3 protein-coding genes and 1 pseudogene are annotated in these 3,051 nt (G+C 42.8%); all 4 read left to right on the top strand.

Annotated elements, in window-relative coordinates:
- Positions 1-591 (top strand): annotated as a pseudogene (locus tag ACFINI_RS09595) (phage portal protein); the annotation flags it as partial.
- A gap of 13 nt (positions 592-604) precedes the next feature.
- The gene (locus ACFINI_RS09590; RefSeq protein ID WP_375648011.1) at positions 605-1,495 is read left to right on the top strand and encodes a hypothetical protein; all 891 of its coding nucleotides are present in this window, start codon (positions 605-607) and stop codon (positions 1,493-1,495) included.
- Between the two features lie 88 nt (positions 1,496-1,583).
- Positions 1,584-2,711 (top strand): N4-gp56 family major capsid protein, encoded by a 1,128-nt coding sequence (locus ACFINI_RS09585; protein ID WP_375648010.1) that lies wholly within the window; start codon positions 1,584-1,586, stop codon positions 2,709-2,711.
- A gap of 20 nt (positions 2,712-2,731) precedes the next feature.
- Positions 2,732-3,051 (top strand): hypothetical protein (locus ACFINI_RS09580; protein WP_375648009.1); only part of this gene is annotated, 320 nt, incomplete at its 3' end.

Below are 3,051 nucleotides of genomic sequence, written 5' to 3'. Positions count from 1 at the left end.
AAGCGGCAAGGTAAGATTATTTTGCACCTTATACAGAATTACTTGTCCGATGGGCGTTTGGTACGGATATCTGGTGAGGAGAATGCGCAATATATTCCATTGACGCGTGAAGAAGTAACGAGTGTCGAGTATGACATTGTTGTCGATGATGCTCCAACCAGCCCGAATGAGAAAGAGCGTACCTTTGGCATTATCACGCAATTATTACCGTTGCTTCAAAATGCCGTAACACCGGATATCATGCTTGATTTGCTTCGTTATTCACCATTGCCTGCGTCATTACTCAATCGTGTAAGTGAGAAGATGCAACAGCAGCAAATGGCACAACAAGCCCAACAACAGCAAATGAATCCGGAACAAGAAATGAAGTTGCAGGAAAAGCAGCAAGATATTGCGGCTAAAAGTCAGATGCAACAGATGGATTTACAAGGCAAGCAGATTGAATTGGTTATGCGTCAAAAGAGAGCAGAATTGGAAGCTGAATTGATGCAACAGAAGCATGAGCTTGAACGGGAGCGTATTCTTAATGAACGAGCGCAAAATCAAATCATGCGTGAAAGAGCGGCAACATACAGAGGAAGAAGCATTTGAGAGAGGTTAGAGAATGAATGCAGAAATGAACGAAGCTATGAATGAAGATTACAGAGTTGGAGCACCGGTCTTTGATGATGAGAGCTCTTTTGATGCCGGCACTTATGATGGTGAAACGATTGATAATGATGATGTCACCTCTCCAGAGCCGGTTGCACAGCCCGTTGAAAAGCCTTCAGAGATTGTTCCTAGTATAGAACAGCAGCGTATGGAGCAACAAGCCAAACAAGCTCGTGAAGCGCTTGTCAAGCTTTATGAACCCCAGTCCCAGACGCCAATGGTTGAAGGTGAAAATGCACCCCCAGACCCTACACAAGACATTATTGGCTATATGAGTTGGATGGGAAAAAAGATTCGAGAGCAGGATGCGTATATTAGGGAACAGAAAGAAGCGCTAAGACAAGCTGAGGAACAGCAGCAGCATGATATACATCTTGGTCAGTTTTTCAACAATTCTGTTAAGTCGTTTCAAAATAAATTCAGTGATTTTGGTGATGCGGCAAATTTTCTTTATGAGAAGCGTGCGAAGGAATTGAGTTCTTGGTCGTCACTTTATCCTGAGTATGCAGATCCAAACACAATTTCTGAGATCATAAGGAATGAATTGCGTACGATTGTAGCCACTTGTGCACAAAGAGATCTCAATCCGGCAGAAGAGATTTATAGAATAGCGCAAAACCTTGGCTATCAGAACCAAGCAGTGCAAGCGAATAATCAAGTTGCAGCACTTCAAAGCCGTCAGAATTCTGCGAGAACCTTAACGGCATCTGGTGGAGGGGGCGTGACGGGTCCTATGACCAAAGAGACACTTGCGAATATGTCAGAAAAGGAATTCAACGCATGGATATCCAATCCGAAAAATGAAGCCCGTTTTTATGAAATAATGGGTGCAGACCCTGATTAGGCAATCAGTTTTACAACATAATCCGCCTTGATGCGGGTTTTCCACCGGCTTTAAGCCGGTTTTTTTACAGCAAAGAAAGGTGAAATCAATGGCAACAACACATATAGGAACCCATGATCCGCAATCGGTGAAATTGTGGTCACAGAAATTAAGCAATGAAGTTTTGAAAGCGACAAAAATTGCCCCTCTTATTGGCAAAAGTTCGAACAGCATTATCCAACTTTATAACGAAACCCATAAGAGCGCAGGGGATAGTGTTACGTTCAGTTTGCTAGTCAATCTGTTTGGAGATGGTGTCACGCAAGGCGAAACCTTAGAAGGCAATGAAGAGGCGCTTCAATTTATGAATGATCGGTTGGTGATTAACGAGCTTTTACATGCGGCGCGTGTTGCCAATGATGATTCGATTGATCAACAGAGAATCCTCCCGAATTTACGTAAGAAAGCGAAAGAAGGCTTGGTTCGCTGGTATGCCAATCGTTTAAGCATCATGTTCTTTTTGCAGGTATGTGGTTATACAGCCCGTACGATTAGCGTTGATGGTCGAGAAGTGTACATTAAACCGGTTCATTATGGCTTTAATGAAATCATGGCACCAAGCAGTGAACGGATTATCCGCCCCGATGGGAAAACCAAAGATGAAGATCTTAATGATAAAGCCAAACATAGCTTTAGTTTGAAGCTTATTGATGAAGCGGTTAAACAAGCCAAACTTGCCAATCCGCAAATTTCCCCCGTCCATGTTAACGGTGATGATGTTTACGTTCTCTATTTGCACCCAACACAAGTGATGCAATTGCGTACCAATACAGCCGCTGGTGAGTGGTTAGATATCCAAAAATCGGTTTATGCGACTTCTCGTGCAAAGAACCCAATCTTTGATGGTTCTCTTGGCATGTATAATGGTGTTGTTTTACGCGAAGCTATTCATGTTACCCATGGTGTTAAATCGACAGATAATACAGCTGTTAAAAGTGTGCGTCGCGCGGTGTTTCTAGGGGCGCAAAGTGCTGTTATTGGTTTTGGCAAAAATCACAGTGCAACGCATTATACGCTTAAAGAAGAGTATTTTGATTATGAACGTGAATTTGGTGTTGCAGCCAAAACCTTAATAGGAATGAAGAAAACACGTTTTAAGATGCCCAATAGCGCACAAACAGCTCAAGATTTTGGAACGATTGTTATCCCCACCTACAGCGGTGAACCTGATAATTAATCATAGGGAGGAAGCAAGACATGGCAGATCAATTACCACCTCCACTACAGGGGAGAAATCTTCACACCCAACAGGTGAGTTTCTTACGTTTGAATATCTCGCATAAAGATAAGCATCTCACAACGAAAATAGGGATATTACCTCGTGGCGCTTTGATCACTTCGATGAAGGCTTTTGTCAAGACCGCGTTTTCTGAGGCAAAATTAAAGATAGGCAGCACCTATGGAGGCAATGAGTTCAGTGAAAAAGACATCAAAGCCCAGGGCACGCAAGATTTTACGCCAACAGATCAAAAGTCTTTTGTTGCAGATGATAAGGAGATGACCCTTTATGCAACACG

Origin of the sequence: Bartonella sp. AA56HLJMS, from assembly GCF_042197145.1 — a bacterium.
In the GTDB taxonomy this organism is placed as follows: domain Bacteria; phylum Pseudomonadota; class Alphaproteobacteria; order Rhizobiales; family Rhizobiaceae; genus Bartonella.
This window is presented reverse-complemented; position numbering and strand designations above follow the sequence as displayed.